This is a genomic window from Mesorhizobium sp. M3A.F.Ca.ET.175.01.1.1, from assembly GCF_004791945.1.
Classification (GTDB): Bacteria; Pseudomonadota; Alphaproteobacteria; order Rhizobiales; family Rhizobiaceae; genus Mesorhizobium.
Genome location: NZ_SRTP01000014.1, coordinates 115,767 through 129,505, shown reverse-complemented (window position 1 = coordinate 129,505; position 13,739 = coordinate 115,767). Strand labels below are relative to the sequence as shown.

Here is a 13,739-nt window from a genome sequence, read left to right as displayed (position 1 = left end):
GCAGTTCGAGAGCGGCTGCGTGCGGAGGATTCAGGAAGCCGATGGTACCGTTGGCTGGGCTCGAACCAGCGACCCCCAGATCCACAATCTGGTGCTCTAACCAACTGAGCTACAACGGCACGCCTGCCTGTGGAGAGGAAGCTTTGCGCTCCGTCCTTCGGCGATGCGTCCAATACGGGCTATCGAATTTTAATTCAAGGCCCTTAACAAGGCAAAGGGTCGGTTGTCCTCATCCGCGCCAGCCTCCGATCAAGAAGCGGGGCAAGGCAAAAGAAAAGGCCGGCGGGAGGAGGTGCCGGCCTTTTCCTGTTACAAGCCAGCGGGAGGAGGTGCTGGCTGGTCACCCCGAAGAGCAGAGGGAGGAGGTTCCGCCCATCGGGTATTCATCGCATCAATTCATCGCACTTCTATTTGTCTGACGAAATGCGACCTTTTGATGCATTGGCTGTTGGCGCCTGAGATCAGGCGGCCTTGATGTCCTTCACCGCCTTGTCGAACGCGGTCTTGATCGGCTTGGAAACGTCCTCGACGGCCTTCGAAGCGGCAGCCTGGAATTCCTTGGCCTGCTCGACGGTCATCTCCGCACGCTTGCGCAGGAAAGCGGTCTGCAGTTCGACGACCTCCGACAGCGTCTTGGCGCCGATCAGCGCTTCCAGATGCGAGAAGCCGGCCTCGGCGTTGGCGCGAGCCACGGCGATGGTCTTCAGCGAAAGGTCGTTGGAAACGGTCTTGGCGGTCTCGTAGGTCGACTCCAGAACCTTCTGGGTCTCCTCGGCGCCGGTCTTCAGCTTGGCATAGGCTTCTTTCGACTGCTCAACGCCCTTCTCGGCGAAGGCGCGGATCTGGTCGGTGGCCTTGGAAGCATCGAAGCTCGGGAACTCAACGTTGCCGAGGGTATCAGCAGTCTTGATCTTGGACATTTCTTCCAACCTTTCAGGGGTAGCGGCTTTGACAGAAAGCCGTCTCGTTCATGTATGGTGGCAATATAGAGGTTTTTTTGTGCATTGCAACATCTTTGTTGCAGCGCACCATAAAATGCCTCCTGCCGTTAACCACGAGGCCAGAGATTTCGGCGGTTGCACCGCATGGATTGTGGACCTTCGTCCCGTGCGCTTTTATTAACAAAGCGTTAACTGAAATGCCCGCTTCGAAGGGTTCGCCAGCGCATGCCGCCTGAAAGCTACTCCTTCCTCGACGTTGCCGTGCTCGACGCGGTTCGCCAGCGCTTCGCCGCCGGCGACGCGCTCGCGATATTGTCGGCAGACCTCGAGCAGGTGATCTGGGCCAACGGACCGGGCGCTGCGATATTCGGCTATCCCGACATCGAGGCCATCATCGGTTCCTCGGCGCGGCTGCCGCTGATCGCCCGGCGGCAGATCATGGCGACCAGCGGCTTTCCCGAGATCGGCAGCGACCGGGCCATCACCGTCAGGCTGGCGAGCGGCGTGGTGAGCCGCGCCGTCGGCTTCCTCGCCAGCACGGTGACGATGCCGGATGGTGAACGGGCAATCATGCTGGCCCTGCCGGCCGCGCAGACCAATTCGCGCAGCGCAGCCGAAATCGCCAGCCGCGCCATTGGCGGCTTCACCGAAGCCGGCCATTTCATCGCGTTCGTCGACGCCGGAGGCGGCGTCGAAGCGGCTTCCGAGGGTTTCGATGCGCTCGGCATCAAACCGGAAACGCTGGCTGCGCTGGTTGCGGACGTAGCGAGCGCCGGCGATCGTATCGTCAAGCGCCTTGTTCCGGGCGCCGGCACCTCCTACCCGGCCGGCTTTGCACGACTGACCGACGAACGCCACCTGCTGGTGGTGATCGACGAGGCTCAACTCGACCACGAGGACGATCAGGCTCGCGGCGATCAGGGCCAAAGAGCGACGGAAACCGCGTCTGGCGCAACCGGGGGCGCCCGGCTGGAAGCCGAGCCGGTTCGGGACCAGACACCAGCGGCGGAAACGGCCGGAGAAAAGGGCGATGCAGTGCCGCAGCCATCCGCGACGGACGCGCAGCCCGCCGGCGCGAGCCCCCCGATAGGCTCGGCCAGCCATGCACCTCCTGCGGCGGAGGCCGGACAAACGGCAGCAAATGCCGGTCCCGCCCACGACCATTGGTATTTCAACGCGGGCGGCGACGATGCCAGGCGGCCTGAACGAGCCGCCCCGGCCTCGAACGCCGAGGCCGGGCCGTCGTCCGAGCCGGGCCCGCGCCGGACAATCGACCGCTCGGCGCCGCCGCTGCGCTTCGTCTGGCGAACCGACGCCGAAGGCAGGTTCAGCGCCCTGTCACCGGAATTCGCCGATCTCGTCGGCAAGACTGCCGCGGATGTGATCGGTCGCCATTTCAGGGATGTGGCGACCACCTTCGGCCTTGACGCGGCGGGCGAGATCGCCGGCCTGCTCGAACGGCGCGACACCTGGTCCGGGCGTTCGGTGCTCTGGCCGGTGGCTGGCACCGATCTGAAGATCCCTGTCGACCTGGCCGCGTTGCCGGTCTACGGCCGCAGCCGCGTCTTCGAGGGGTTCCGCGGCTTCGGCGTCGCACGCAGCGGCGACGCCGTGGTCGATCCGGAGGGGCTCGGCATGGCGCTTGTCCCTAACGGCGAAGCGCCTGCCGCCGCCGAACCGACCGACGAGCAGCCGGCACCGGAAGCGCCGACGTCCGCCGATCCGTTCGAGGGCGAGGTGCCGGCGCTGACCATCGTGCCGAAACCGGAGCGGCGCTTCGCCGACAAGGTGATCCGGCTGGCGGAGCACCGGCAGCCGGCCAACGACAAGCAGTCAGCAATCGAAAAAGGCCTGTCGGTCCTGGAGCGCAGCGCGTTTCGAGAGATCGGCGAGCGTCTGAAAAAGGACAGTTCCCTGCCGGCCCCCGCCGAAGCGCCTGGCGTTGAAAGTGAAGCCGAGGCCGCCCAAGGGAAAGTGGCAGCTCCGGAGCAATCGACCACCCGCGAACCCGGCGCACCGGCGACCGATACGGTTGAACGGGAATCCCCCATAGAGGATGGCGACCAGGCGCAACCCGAGCCCGTCGAGATAGCCGAAGCGGAAACCGAGGCGGAAGATCAGAAGGATCTGGCGCGGCTCGACGGCGCCGAGGATGCTGCCGAAACATCCACCGGCCAGGACGGAGCGGTGCCCGCCTCCGGCTCGCTGCTCAGCTATGCAGGCCAGAAAGCAACCGGCGAAGCGGCCGGCGCCCGCGCGCCTGATGCGGGCGCTGACGACGACAGCATGGCCGCCGACGATTTTCGCGATGCGGAACACAGCGAGGACTGGTCCGGCGCCGACGTCGACGGCTCCTCACCTGCCGCTGCGCAGCCGGCCGAAATGGAAGCGCCCCCGGCCGAGCAGCCGCGGCTCGAGGTGCCGCCGCTGAAGCTCGAAGGCATCATGCCGTCCGCCCTCACCACCGGAGAGGAAGCCAAGGCTCCCGACACCTCCATCATCGCAAGACTGCCGGTACCGCTGCTGATCCATTCCGGTGACGCGATGCACTACGCCAATGAAGCGTTCCTGGAGCTCACCGGCTACGATGCAGTGGAGGATCTTGCCGATGCTGGCGGACTGGGCGCGCTGTTCGCCGACCACTACACGGACGATGGTGAGGCTGATGAAAGCGACCGGTCGCTGAAGCTCAGGACGCGCCACGGCCAGGAATTCCCGATCGATGCGCTCTTGCGCTCGGTGCCATGGCGCGGCGGCAAGGCGCTGATGCTGGTGGTGCGCCGCTCGGGCGAGGATGAGGCGCCGCATTTGAGCGCCGCCAATGACGAGCCGAGCCAGCAGCCGGATGTTTCCGAGCTGAAGGCTCGCATCGCCGAAATGCGCACCATCATCGACACCGCAACCGACGGCGTTGTGCTGATCGGCCGCGACGGCAATATCCGCTCGATCAGCCGGCCGGCGGAAGCGCTGTTCGGCTTTGACAGCGACGAGGTCGCCGGCAAGCCATTCGCGTCGCTGTTTGCCATCGAGAGTCAGCGCGCGGCGCGCGATTACCTCACCGGACTTTCCGAGCCGGGCGTGGCGAGCGTGCTCAATGACGGCCGCGAGGTCATCGGGCGCGAAGCGCAGGGGCGTTTCATTCCGCTGTTCATGACCATCGGCAGTCTTCCCAACGACAGCGGCTTCTGCGCCGTCGTGCGCGATATCACGCAGTGGAAACGGGCGGAGGAGGATCTTACCCAGGCGCGTGCCGTGGCCGAGCGCGCGTCCTCGCAGAAGACGGATTTCCTCGCCCGTATCAGCCACGAGATCCGCACGCCGCTCAACGCCATCATCGGCTTTTCCGAGCTGATGGTGGACGAGAAGTTCGGCCCGGTCGCCAACGACCGCTACCGTGACTATCTGCGCGACATCAACCGTTCCGGCAATCACGTGCTCGATCTTGTCAACGACCTGCTCGATATCTCGAAGATCGAGGCCGGCCAGCAGGAGATGGATTACGAGGCGGTGTCGCTCAACGACACGCTGGCCGAAACGGTGGCGATGATGCAGCCGCAGGCCAACCGCGAGCGCGTCATCATCCGCTCGAGCTTCGCCTCGCGCCTGCCGGAAGTGGTTGCGGATCTGCGCAGCGTGCGCCAAATCGCCCTCAACATTCTGTCGAATGCCATCCGCTACACGCAGGCCGGCGGTCAGGTGATCGTGTCGACCGCCTATGAGGCCTCGGGCGACGTGGTCATGCGCGTGCGCGACACCGGCATCGGCATGACCCAGGCCGAGATCGAGCAGGCACTGAAACCCTTCAAGCAGATCAACGCGCTGAAGCGGGGGCGCGGCGACGGCACCGGCCTCGGCCTGCCGCTGACAAAGGCGATGGTGGAGGCGAACCGCGCCCGCTTCAGCATCACCTCGACCCCGGGCGAAGGCACGCTGGTGGAGGTCGCCTTTCCTTCGACGCGAGTCCTGGCCGAATAGAGCAATTCCAGGAAAAGTGCTTTGCGGTTTTCCGTCCGGAATTGCGTAAAAGCAATATCCCGCTTCGGCTGGAGATCGCGCGCAAAGAAAAAGGCGTCCAGTGGACGCCTTGAAAAATGGGATTGCTGTCACAACGGGGCTTGAGCGAATCTGATCCTCGGGGGGACGAGGAACGGGATTACTCCCTCAAGTTACTCGCGACTATCGGCGCCGTCCGTTAACAAGTCCTTACCAGACCGCGAAAAAATTTACGAATGTGTACCACTCGTGAAATCTAGGTAAATTCGGCAGATAGATTTCGTTAGCCATACCGAGGCGACGTCAACTCGCCAATTGCGGCAGGTTCCTGAACAGCTCAAGCGCTTCCGGGTTGGCGAGCGCCTCCTTGTTCTTGATGGCGCGGCCATGCACGACGTCGCGTACCGCAAGCTCGGTTATCTTGCCCGATTTGGTTCTCGGAATGTCGGTGACCGCGACGATCTTCGCCGGCACGTGGCGCGGGCTGGCGCCGCTGCGGATCCTGGCGCGGATGCGCTTCTCCAGATCCTCGTCCAGCTTCACCCCGGCGGCCAGCCGCACGAACAGCACGACGCGAACGTCATTGTCGAAATCTTGGCCGATGCACAGCGCCTCCAGGATCTCCGGCATCTGCTCGACCTGGTTGTAGATCTCGGCCGTGCCAATCCTCACACCGCCCGGATTGAGCGTGGCGTCGGAGCGGCCATGGATGATCATGCCGCCATGGGCCGTCCATTCGGCGAAGTCGCCATGGCACCAGACATTGTCGAAGCGCTCGAAATAGGCAGCCTGGTATTTCTTTGCCTCGGGATCGTTCCAGAAACCAACCGGCATCGAGGGGAACGCCCTGGTGCAGACGAGCTCGCCCTTTTCCTGCCGGACCGGCTGGCCGTCATCGTTCCAGACGTCGACGGCAAGGCCGAGGCCCGCCCCCTGGATCTCGCCGATCCAGACCGGCTCTATCGGCACGCCGAGCACAAAGCAGGAGACGATGTCGGTGCCCCCCGAAATCGAGGCCAGATGCACGTCCTTCTTGATCCCGTCATAGACGAAGCGGAAATCCTCCGGCGACAGCGGCGAGCCGGTGGACGAGACGGTGCGCACGCTGGAAAGGTCATGACTGCCGATCGGCTTCAGACCGGACTTGCGGACGGAATCGATGAACTTCGCCGAGGTGCCGAAATAGGTCATCTTCTCGGCATCGGCGAAATCGAACAGCGCGTTGCCGTCCGGATAGAAGGGCGAGCCGTCATAGAGCAACAGCGTCGCCCCCGAGGCGAGGCCGGAGGCCAGCCAGTTCCACATCATCCAGCCGCAGGTGGTGAAGTAGAAGAAGCGGTCGCCGTCGAGCAGGCCGGCATGCAGCCGCTGTTCCTTGACATGCTGGATCAGCGTGCCGCCGGCGGAGTGGACGATGCATTTTGGAATGCCGGTCGTGCCCGAGGAGAACAGAATGTAGAGCGGATGCGAGAAGGGCAGCCGCTCGAAGCTCAGCGGCTTCGCGGCAAAGGGCGAGAGGGCTTCTTCGAATGCCGTTGCCTTGTCGATGGTCGCGGCGACATCGGTCGAGGTGCCGAGATAGTCGACGATCAGCAGCTTGCGGACGGTCGAAAGCTTCGCCGCGACCGCCGCGAGCTTGTCGGCGACCTCGATGGCCTTGCCGTTATACCAGTAGCCGTCCGGCGCGATGAAGACGACGGGTTCGATCTGGCCGAATCGGTCAAGCACGCCCTGCTCGCCGAAATCGGGAGAGCAGGACGACCAAACCGCGCCGATCGAGCTTGCTGCCAGCATGGCGGCGACCGTCTCGGGCATGTTGGGCATCATGGCGGCGATACGGTCGCCTGCCTTGACGCCCAGCGACAGGAAGAGCTGCTGCAGGCGCGACGTGAGCTGATGGAGTTCGTTCCAGGAGAGCCGGCGCTCTACCTTGTCCTCGCCGCGAAAAACGATGGCCGTACCGCCGCCGGTCTTCTTCAGAAGGTTCTCCGCGAAGTTGAGTTCCGCGTCGGGAAAGAATACCGCACCCGGCATTTTGTCGCCATCGACGAGCGCGCGCTCGCCCTTGTCGCCGACAAGGCCGCAAAAGTCCCAAACCAGGCTCCAGAAGGCCTCGCGGTTGTCGATCGACCAGCGATGCAGCTCGGCGTAGCTGGAGAAAGCCTCTCCTGCCTTCGCCGCAGCAGCGTTCATGAAGGCGGTCATCGGCGCTGAGGCGATCTGGTCCTGCGTCGGCGTCCACAACGGGGTGTCGGCGGCCATGATCGTTCCTCCCAAAGCGCGTCGCGATCGCGGCAGTAAAGCCTGACCTCGCGGTTGTCGTTATCCCAAAACCGGCACAGGGTTTCGGCCGCCGGACGGGTTCATCGCTTATGTATCCCGCAGCCCGGCAGAGCAAGATGTTGTTGGAAAGGCCGGCGCCAATGGGGTGCAAATGCCATTGCAGGGCCATAAAGACTTGAAAAGCGTCGGCGCTCGGCTACACCCGTCGAGCGATTTGTCGGCAATGGAAGCATACGGGGCAAGATGCCATCATCTTTGATCCGGCGAGGGGTGTGGGTGATCGGCGTCGCGGCGCTGGTCGTCGCGCTGGCTGTCGCCGCCCTGCCGCTGATTGCTTCGACCCGCATCGTGCGCGACCGCATCGCCTGGGAATTGAGCGCCTGGAGCGGGTTCAGGGTCACGATCGACGGCTCGCCACGCATCGAGGTATGGCCGACCTTCCGGGCCATCCTCAGCGACGTGACGCTGTCGCAATGGACTGAGGCCGACGCGCCGCCGGTGGTCGAGGCAGAGCGGGTCGAGGTGGATCTCTCGGCCATGGCCGCCTTGCAGGGCAACGTGGCGTTTTCGACCGCCAGGCTGGTGCGCCCGACCATCAGGGTCGAGCGCGCGCCAGGCGGCTTCTATCTGCCGCCGCTGCCCACCGGCGGCCGCATTACGCGTTCGATCGATGCCGCGCGGAGCGTGCTCACCGCGAACCCGCAGAAGCCCGACCTGGGCAAGCTTCCCGCGGATCCCTTCGGCACGGTCGAATTCCGCGACGGCCGCGTGGTGACGAGCGCGGACGGCAAGGACACCGAGATTCTGAGCAGCCTGAGCGGCCAGGTGAATTGGGCGGCGATGAACAGCGAGGCCTCGCTGACGGCCACGGGAATCTGGCGCGGCGAAAGCGTCCAAGTCGATTTTACCTCGGCCAAGCCGCTGGTGCTGTTTGCCGGGGGAGCCGCTCCTGTCGCGCTCTCGTTCAAGGCAGCTCCGGCCACCTTCTCGTTCGACGGCGTCGCCTCGATGTCGGAGAATGCCTATCTGGACGGCCAGGCGAAATTTGCCGCGCCTTCGCTGAGGCGCCTGCTTGAATGGTCCCAGGCCGGCATCGCGCCAGGTGCTGCGATTGGCGCCGTGTCGGTCGCCAGCAAGGTGACGGCGTCGGCGGGTCGAGCGAAATTCGAGAACACGACGGTAGCGCTGGACAACAACCCCGGCATGGGGGCGCTGGACTTGTCGTTCAGCGAAGCGCTGCCAGTCGTTTCCGGCACGCTTGCCTTCGACACGCTCGATCTAAGGTCCTTTCTTTCCGGCTTCACGCCGATCGCTCCGACCGGCGAGGCCGGCCCAGGCGAGATCGACACCAGCTTCGCCGACAAGATCAACCTCGACCTCAGACTGTCGGCAGCGCACGCCACTGCGGGGCCCATCCAACTGGCCGACGTCGCCGCGACCGCGCAGGTCAAGAACGGGCTGGCGGTCTTCGACATCTCCGATGCGTCTGCCTTTGGCGGCAACATCCAGAGCAGCCTGCGCTTCGATCGCAAACCTGACGGCACCCAGGTCGAGATGCGGCTTCTGGCCTCGGAAATCGACAGCGGCGCATTCGCCACTGCGGCGGGGATGACGCGTCTGGTGCCAATCGGCACCGGAACGGTCTCGATCATCCTCAAAGGACCGGGCAAGGCCTGGGACTCCATCCTCGAGAATGCCGACGGATCGTTCTCGGCGACGTTCGGGCCAGGCGCGCTGAACGGGCTCAACCTGCCCGCCTTTCTCAAGCGCAACGAGCAAGGCGGCTTCTTCGCGCTCGACGACGTCGCCAATGGCGCGCTGCCCATCCTCGGCGCGGAGATCAAGGCGAGCATTTCGAAAGGCGTGGCGCGACTGGACAAGGCCGAGGTCAATGCGCAGCAGTACAAGATCTGGCTTTCGGGCATCGCCTCCTATGTCGGGCGCGGGCTGGCATTGTCCGGCGGCATCGTGCCGACCGGCCAGCCGGCGCAATCACAGCCGCAGGCCAACGCCCAAGCGGCCAAGCCGGCTCCGCCAGCGCCCAACCAGTCACTGTTCTTCGTCGGCGGCAATTGGAGCACGCCGTTCATCTCGCCGATCAGCCGCGGCGTTTCAGGACAATAGAGAGCGAGCCCCGCAACGGCTCAGCGTCCGAATGGCGCAAGGCCTGCGCGGGCGTCAGTCGTCCCCCCCGCTTATCCTCGCTGCGCCGCCTGCTCGTCGCGCTGGCGCTGGACCTCGCGGCGCTTGTTGGCGATCGAGGCGATGATGACGCCGACGGCGACCACCGCGATCAGGATGGTGCAGGCGGCGTTGATCTCCGGCGTCACGCCGAGGCGAACCTGGCTGTAGATCTTCATCGGCAGGGTCGTGGCGCCGGGACCCGACGTGAAGCTTGCGATGACCAGATCGTCGAGCGAGAGCGTGAAGGCCAGCATCCAGCCGGAGACGATGGCCGGCATGATGACCGGCAGGGTGATCTGAAAGAAGGTCTTCACCGGCGGCGCGCCGAGGTCCATGGCCGCCTCCTCCAGCGAGCGATCGAAGGACACAAGCCGCGACTGCACGACGACGGCCACGAAGCACATGGTGAAGGTGATGTGGGCGAGCGTGACGGTGAAGAAGCCGCGGTCGAGGCCGACGGCGACGAATAGCAGCAGCAGCGACAGGCCGGTGATGACTTCCGGCATGACCAGCGGCGCAAAGACCATGCCCGAGAACAGCACCCGCCCCTTGAAGCGCGTGTAGCGCGTCAAGGTGATCGCCGCCAGCGTGCCGAGCACGGTCGCCACGGTGGCGGAGATGACGCCGACGCGTGCCGTCACCCAGGTGGCGTCCATCAGGCCCTGATTGTGGAACAGCGAGACGTACCATTTGGTCGAGAAGCCGCCCCAGACGGTGACGAGCTTCGATTCGTTGAAGGAAAAGACGATGAGCAGCACGATCGGCAAATAGAGGAAGGCAAAGCCGAGAACGATCGAGGTGATGTTGAAGCGGCTCCAGGTGGCGTTCATTTGCCTTGCTCCTGCGCTCGCGCCTGCGCCTGCTGGAAGAGCATGATCGGAATGATCAGCAGCAGCAGCAGAATTACGGCCACCGCGGATGATACCGGCCAGTCGCGGTTGGCGAAGAACTCGTTCCACAATGTCTTGCCGATCATCAGTGTCTGCGAGCCGCCGAGCAGGTCGGGAATGACGAATTCGCCGACGGCCGGGATGAAGACCAGCAGGCAGCCGGCAACCACGCCGGGCAGCGACAGCGGGAAGGTGATCTTCCAGAAGGCGACGATCGGCGGGCAGCCGAGATCCTGCGCCGCCTCAATCAGCGAATAGTCCATCTTCTCCAGCGACGAATAGAGCGGCAGCACCATGAAGGGCAGATAGGAATAGACGATGCCGATGAAGATGGCGGTGTAGGTGTTGAGGATGACCAGCGGCTCGCCGATGACGTGCAGTGACAGAAGCACCTGATTGAGCAGGCCCTCCGGCTTCAGGATGCCGATCCAGGCATAGACGCGGATCAGGAACGAAGTCCAGAACGGCAGGATCACCAGCATCAGCAGGGTCGGCCGGATCGTCGCCGGCGCGCGCGCCATGCCATAGGCGATCGGATAGCCGACGATCAGCGTCAGCACCGTCGAGATCGCCGCAATGATCAGGCTCGTCACATAGGCGTTGAAATAGAGCGCGTCCTGGGTCAGCCAGGTGTAGTTGTCGACGCTGAGCTGCTTGAGCTTTTCGACGAAGCCGGACCAGCCGCCGCCGAAATCGAGCACCGGCGTGTAGGGCGGCATCGAGATCGCCGTCTGCGACAGGGAGATCTTGAAGACGATGACGAAGGGGATGAGGAAGAAGAACAGCAGCCAGAGATAGGGAATGATGATGACGAGGCGGTCGACGAAGCCCTTCGCCAGTCGCGTCGGCAGCCCAGTCCCAGCTTCAGCCGACGGAGAGCCGGTGGCGGCGATGTTGGTCATGGCGCCGGCTCCTATCTCGTCAGCACGACGCCGGCATCGGGACGGAAAGAGACCCAGGCGCGGTCGTTCCAGGTCAGCGGGTCATCGCTGACGCGCGCCGCGTTCAGGGCGCTTGCCCGCACGATCTGCCCGTCGTCCAGCCTGACATGATAGACGGTCATGTCGCCGAGATAGGCAATGTCGTAGACCTCGCCCTCGAGCGCATTGACCGCATCGGCGGGCTTCTTCGAAGAGACCCTGATCTTCTCCGGCCGGATCGCGAAGACGATGTCGGCGCCCTTGGCAGTCTCGGCAGCGTTCTCCACCACGATCTGCGCCCCTGTCGCCCCGGTGATGCGCGTGGTGTGGGCCGCCCGCTCGGCGACCTTGCCCTCGAACATGTTCACGTTGCCGACGAAATGCGCGACGAAGCGCGAGGTCGGCGCCTCGTAGATTTCGGCCGGCGTCGCAACCTGCATCACCTCGCCCTTGTCCATGATCGCGATGCGGTCGGCCATGGTCATGGCCTCTTCCTGGTCGTGAGTGACGACGACGAAGGTGAGGCCGAGCTCCTGCTGCAGGTCCATGAGCTCGAACTGCGTTTCCTCGCGCAGCTTCTTGTCGAGCGCGCCGAGCGGCTCGTCGAGCAGAAGGACCTTTGGGCGCTTGGCCACCGAGCGGGCAAGCGCGACGCGCTGGCGCTGGCCGCCGGAAAGCTGGTGCGGCTTGCGCTTGGCGAACTGCTCGAGCTTGACCAGCCTGAGCATCTCCGCGACACGCTTTTCGATGTCGGGCGCCGGCATGCCTTCCTGCTTGAGGCCGAAGGCGATGTTCTTCTCCACCGTCATATGCGGAAACAGCGCGTAGGACTGGAACATCATGTTGACCGGCCGCCGGTAGGGCGGAATGCCGCGCAGGTCCTGGCCGTCGAGCAGGATGCGGCCCGCCGTCGGTTCTTCGAAGCCCGCCAGCATCCTGAGCAAGGTCGACTTGCCGCAACCGGACGCCCCGAGCAGGGCGAAGAACTCGCGCTCGAAGATGGTCAGCGACAGATTGTTGACGGCGATGAAGTCGCCGAACTTCTTGGTCACCTTGTCGAACTGGATATATGGCTTGGCGTCCGGATTATTCCATGGCGCGAAATCCCTGCGGATGCTGCCAAGCGATTTCATGTCCCCACTCCGTTATCTTCGCTATTCCTGGCGAAAAACCGTGCCCGCTTCTCCCGGAATTGCTCCAAAAAGCGACCCCGGCAGTTGGCTGCCGGGGGCCGCTCTCAATGCTTATTGGCCGGTGACGATCTTGGTCCAGGTGCGCGTGATGATGCGCTGGGTCTTGGGATCGTATGGCTGAACGGTGTAGAGCTTTTTCGTCGTCTCCTCGTCCGGATAGACCGAAATGTCTTCCAGCAGCGCCTTGTCGACGAACCGCTGCGAGGCCTTGTTGCCGTTGGCGTAAAGCACATAGTTCGACGACTTGGCGATGACTTCCGGCGTCATCATGTAGTTGATGAACTCATGCGCCTCGGCGACATGCGGCGCATCGGCCGGGATCGCCATCTGATCGAACCACATCTGGGCGCCTTCCTTTGGCACGGAATAGCCGATCTCGACGCCCTGCTTGGCTTCCTCAGCGCGGCTTCGGGCCTGGAACACGTCACCCGACCAGCCGACGGCCAGGCAGATGTCGCCGTTGGCTAGAGCATTGATGTATTCGGACGAATGGAACTTGCGAATGTAGGGCCGGACCTTCAGCAGCGCTTCCTCGGCCTTGGCGATGTCGTCAGGCGAGGTGCTGTTGGGGTCAAGACCGAGATATTTCAGCGCCGCCGGAATGAGGTCGGCGGGCGAATCCAGCACATAGACGCCGCAATCCTTCAGCTTGGACAGCTTGTCCGGATTGAAGAACACGTCCCAGCTGTCAATCTTGTCGGTGCCAAGTGCTGCCTGCACCTTCTTGACATTGTAGCCGAGACCGACCGTGCCCCACATGTAGTTGACCGAGTATTCATTGCCGGGATCGTACTTGGCGGTACGCTCGGAGATGACGTCCCACATATTGGAGATGTTCGGCAGCTTGGACTTGTCGAGCTTCTGGAACACGCCGGCCTGGATCTGGCGCGAGAGGAAATTGGCGGTGGGCACGACAACGTCGTAGCCGCTGCCGCCGGCCAGCAGTTTCGTCTCCAGTATCTCGTTGGAATCGAATGTGTCGTAAACGACCTTGATGCCGGTCTTCTTGGTGAAGTCATCGATGATCGAGCTGTCGATGTAGTCCGACCAGTTGTAGACGTTGACGACACGGTCCTCGGCGTGGGCTCCTGCAGTCAAGAGCGTCAGAAGTACCGAGGTCGCCGAAAGCCAGAGCGCTTTGCGGATCATGCTTTTCTCCTTTGGTGAGTGTTCCCCGTACCGTGTCTCGCGACGTTGGAGCGAGGCGGCTGTTTCAGATTCTTGAGCGTTCCTGCAGGCGATCGGCACCAGCCCCATGAGGCAAGCTGCCCCGTGGGTGGCGTCCCGGCGTCGTCAACGGCTTTTGCCGTGGCGTGGGTGTAGCTATGGCGATGT

Annotated in this window: 8 protein-coding genes and 1 tRNA gene; 2 read left to right on the top strand and 7 right to left on the bottom strand. The window is 63.8% G+C overall.

What is annotated here, in order from left to right:
- Positions 1-42 precede the first annotated feature (42 nt).
- Positions 43-119, bottom strand: a tRNA-His gene (locus tag EN818_RS25705).
- 342 nt (positions 120-461) lie between these two features.
- Entirely contained in the window at positions 462-920 is a 459-nt protein-coding gene (locus tag EN818_RS25700) for a phasin (RefSeq protein ID WP_095809269.1), read from the bottom strand.
- A gap of 246 nt (positions 921-1,166) precedes the next feature.
- Here EN818_RS25700 and EN818_RS25695 point away from each other — a divergent pair, with 246 nt between their 5' ends.
- A complete protein-coding gene (locus tag EN818_RS25695; RefSeq protein WP_135905726.1) occupies positions 1,167-4,916 on the top strand; it encodes a PAS domain S-box protein in 3,750 nt (1,249 codons plus the stop codon).
- Between the two features lie 321 nt (positions 4,917-5,237).
- On the opposite strand, the gene EN818_RS25690 is transcribed toward EN818_RS25695, so the two are convergent.
- Positions 5,238-7,196, bottom strand: coding sequence for an acetoacetate--CoA ligase (locus EN818_RS25690; protein WP_135905724.1), 1,959 nt, complete (start codon positions 7,194-7,196; stop codon positions 5,238-5,240).
- A 264-nt stretch (positions 7,197-7,460) separates the two neighbouring features.
- On the opposite strand from EN818_RS25690, the gene EN818_RS25685 reads away from it, so the two are divergent.
- Positions 7,461-9,341 carry an AsmA family protein gene (locus EN818_RS25685; RefSeq protein ID WP_135905722.1) on the top strand — a complete coding sequence of 627 codons (1,881 nt, stop codon included), beginning with the start codon at positions 7,461-7,463 and terminating at the stop codon, positions 9,339-9,341.
- Between the two features lie 71 nt (positions 9,342-9,412).
- On the opposite strand, the gene EN818_RS25680 is transcribed toward EN818_RS25685, so the two are convergent.
- From EN818_RS25680 to EN818_RS25665, 4 genes are all read right to left on the bottom strand, one after another.
- Positions 9,413-10,231 (bottom strand): ABC transporter permease subunit, encoded by an 819-nt coding sequence (locus tag EN818_RS25680; RefSeq protein WP_095809265.1) that lies wholly within the window; start codon positions 10,229-10,231, stop codon positions 9,413-9,415.
- A complete protein-coding gene (locus EN818_RS25675) occupies positions 10,228-11,193 on the bottom strand; it encodes an ABC transporter permease subunit (RefSeq protein WP_189523840.1) in 966 nt (321 codons plus the stop codon). The genes EN818_RS25680 and EN818_RS25675 overlap by 4 nt, the downstream gene beginning before the upstream one ends.
- A gap of 11 nt (positions 11,194-11,204) precedes the next feature.
- Positions 11,205-12,344 carry an ABC transporter ATP-binding protein gene (locus tag EN818_RS25670; RefSeq protein WP_135905718.1) on the bottom strand — a complete coding sequence of 380 codons (1,140 nt, stop codon included), beginning with the start codon at positions 12,342-12,344 and terminating at the stop codon, positions 11,205-11,207.
- Between the two features lie 111 nt (positions 12,345-12,455).
- Complete coding sequence (locus EN818_RS25665; RefSeq protein WP_135905716.1) at positions 12,456-13,553, bottom strand: polyamine ABC transporter substrate-binding protein; 1,098 nt, start codon at positions 13,551-13,553, stop codon at positions 12,456-12,458.
- Positions 13,554-13,739 lie beyond the last annotated feature (186 nt).

Coding starts and splice junctions, on each gene's coding strand:
- EN818_RS25700 (WP_095809269.1), bottom strand. CDS start 920: ATGTCCAAGATCAAGACTGCTGATACCCTCGGCAACGTTGAGTTCCCG.
- EN818_RS25695 (WP_135905726.1), top strand. CDS start 1,167: ATGCCGCCTGAAAGCTACTCCTTCCTCGACGTTGCCGTGCTCGACGCG.
- EN818_RS25690 (WP_135905724.1), bottom strand. CDS start 7,196: ATGGCCGCCGACACCCCGTTGTGGACGCCGACGCAGGACCAGATCGCC.
- EN818_RS25685 (WP_135905722.1), top strand. CDS start 7,461: ATGCCATCATCTTTGATCCGGCGAGGGGTGTGGGTGATCGGCGTCGCG.
- EN818_RS25680 (WP_095809265.1), bottom strand. CDS start 10,231: ATGAACGCCACCTGGAGCCGCTTCAACATCACCTCGATCGTTCTCGGC.
- EN818_RS25675 (WP_189523840.1), bottom strand. CDS start 11,193: ATGACCAACATCGCCGCCACCGGCTCTCCGTCGGCTGAAGCTGGGACT.
- EN818_RS25670 (WP_135905718.1), bottom strand. CDS start 12,344: ATGAAATCGCTTGGCAGCATCCGCAGGGATTTCGCGCCATGGAATAAT.
- EN818_RS25665 (WP_135905716.1), bottom strand. CDS start 13,553: ATGATCCGCAAAGCGCTCTGGCTTTCGGCGACCTCGGTACTTCTGACG.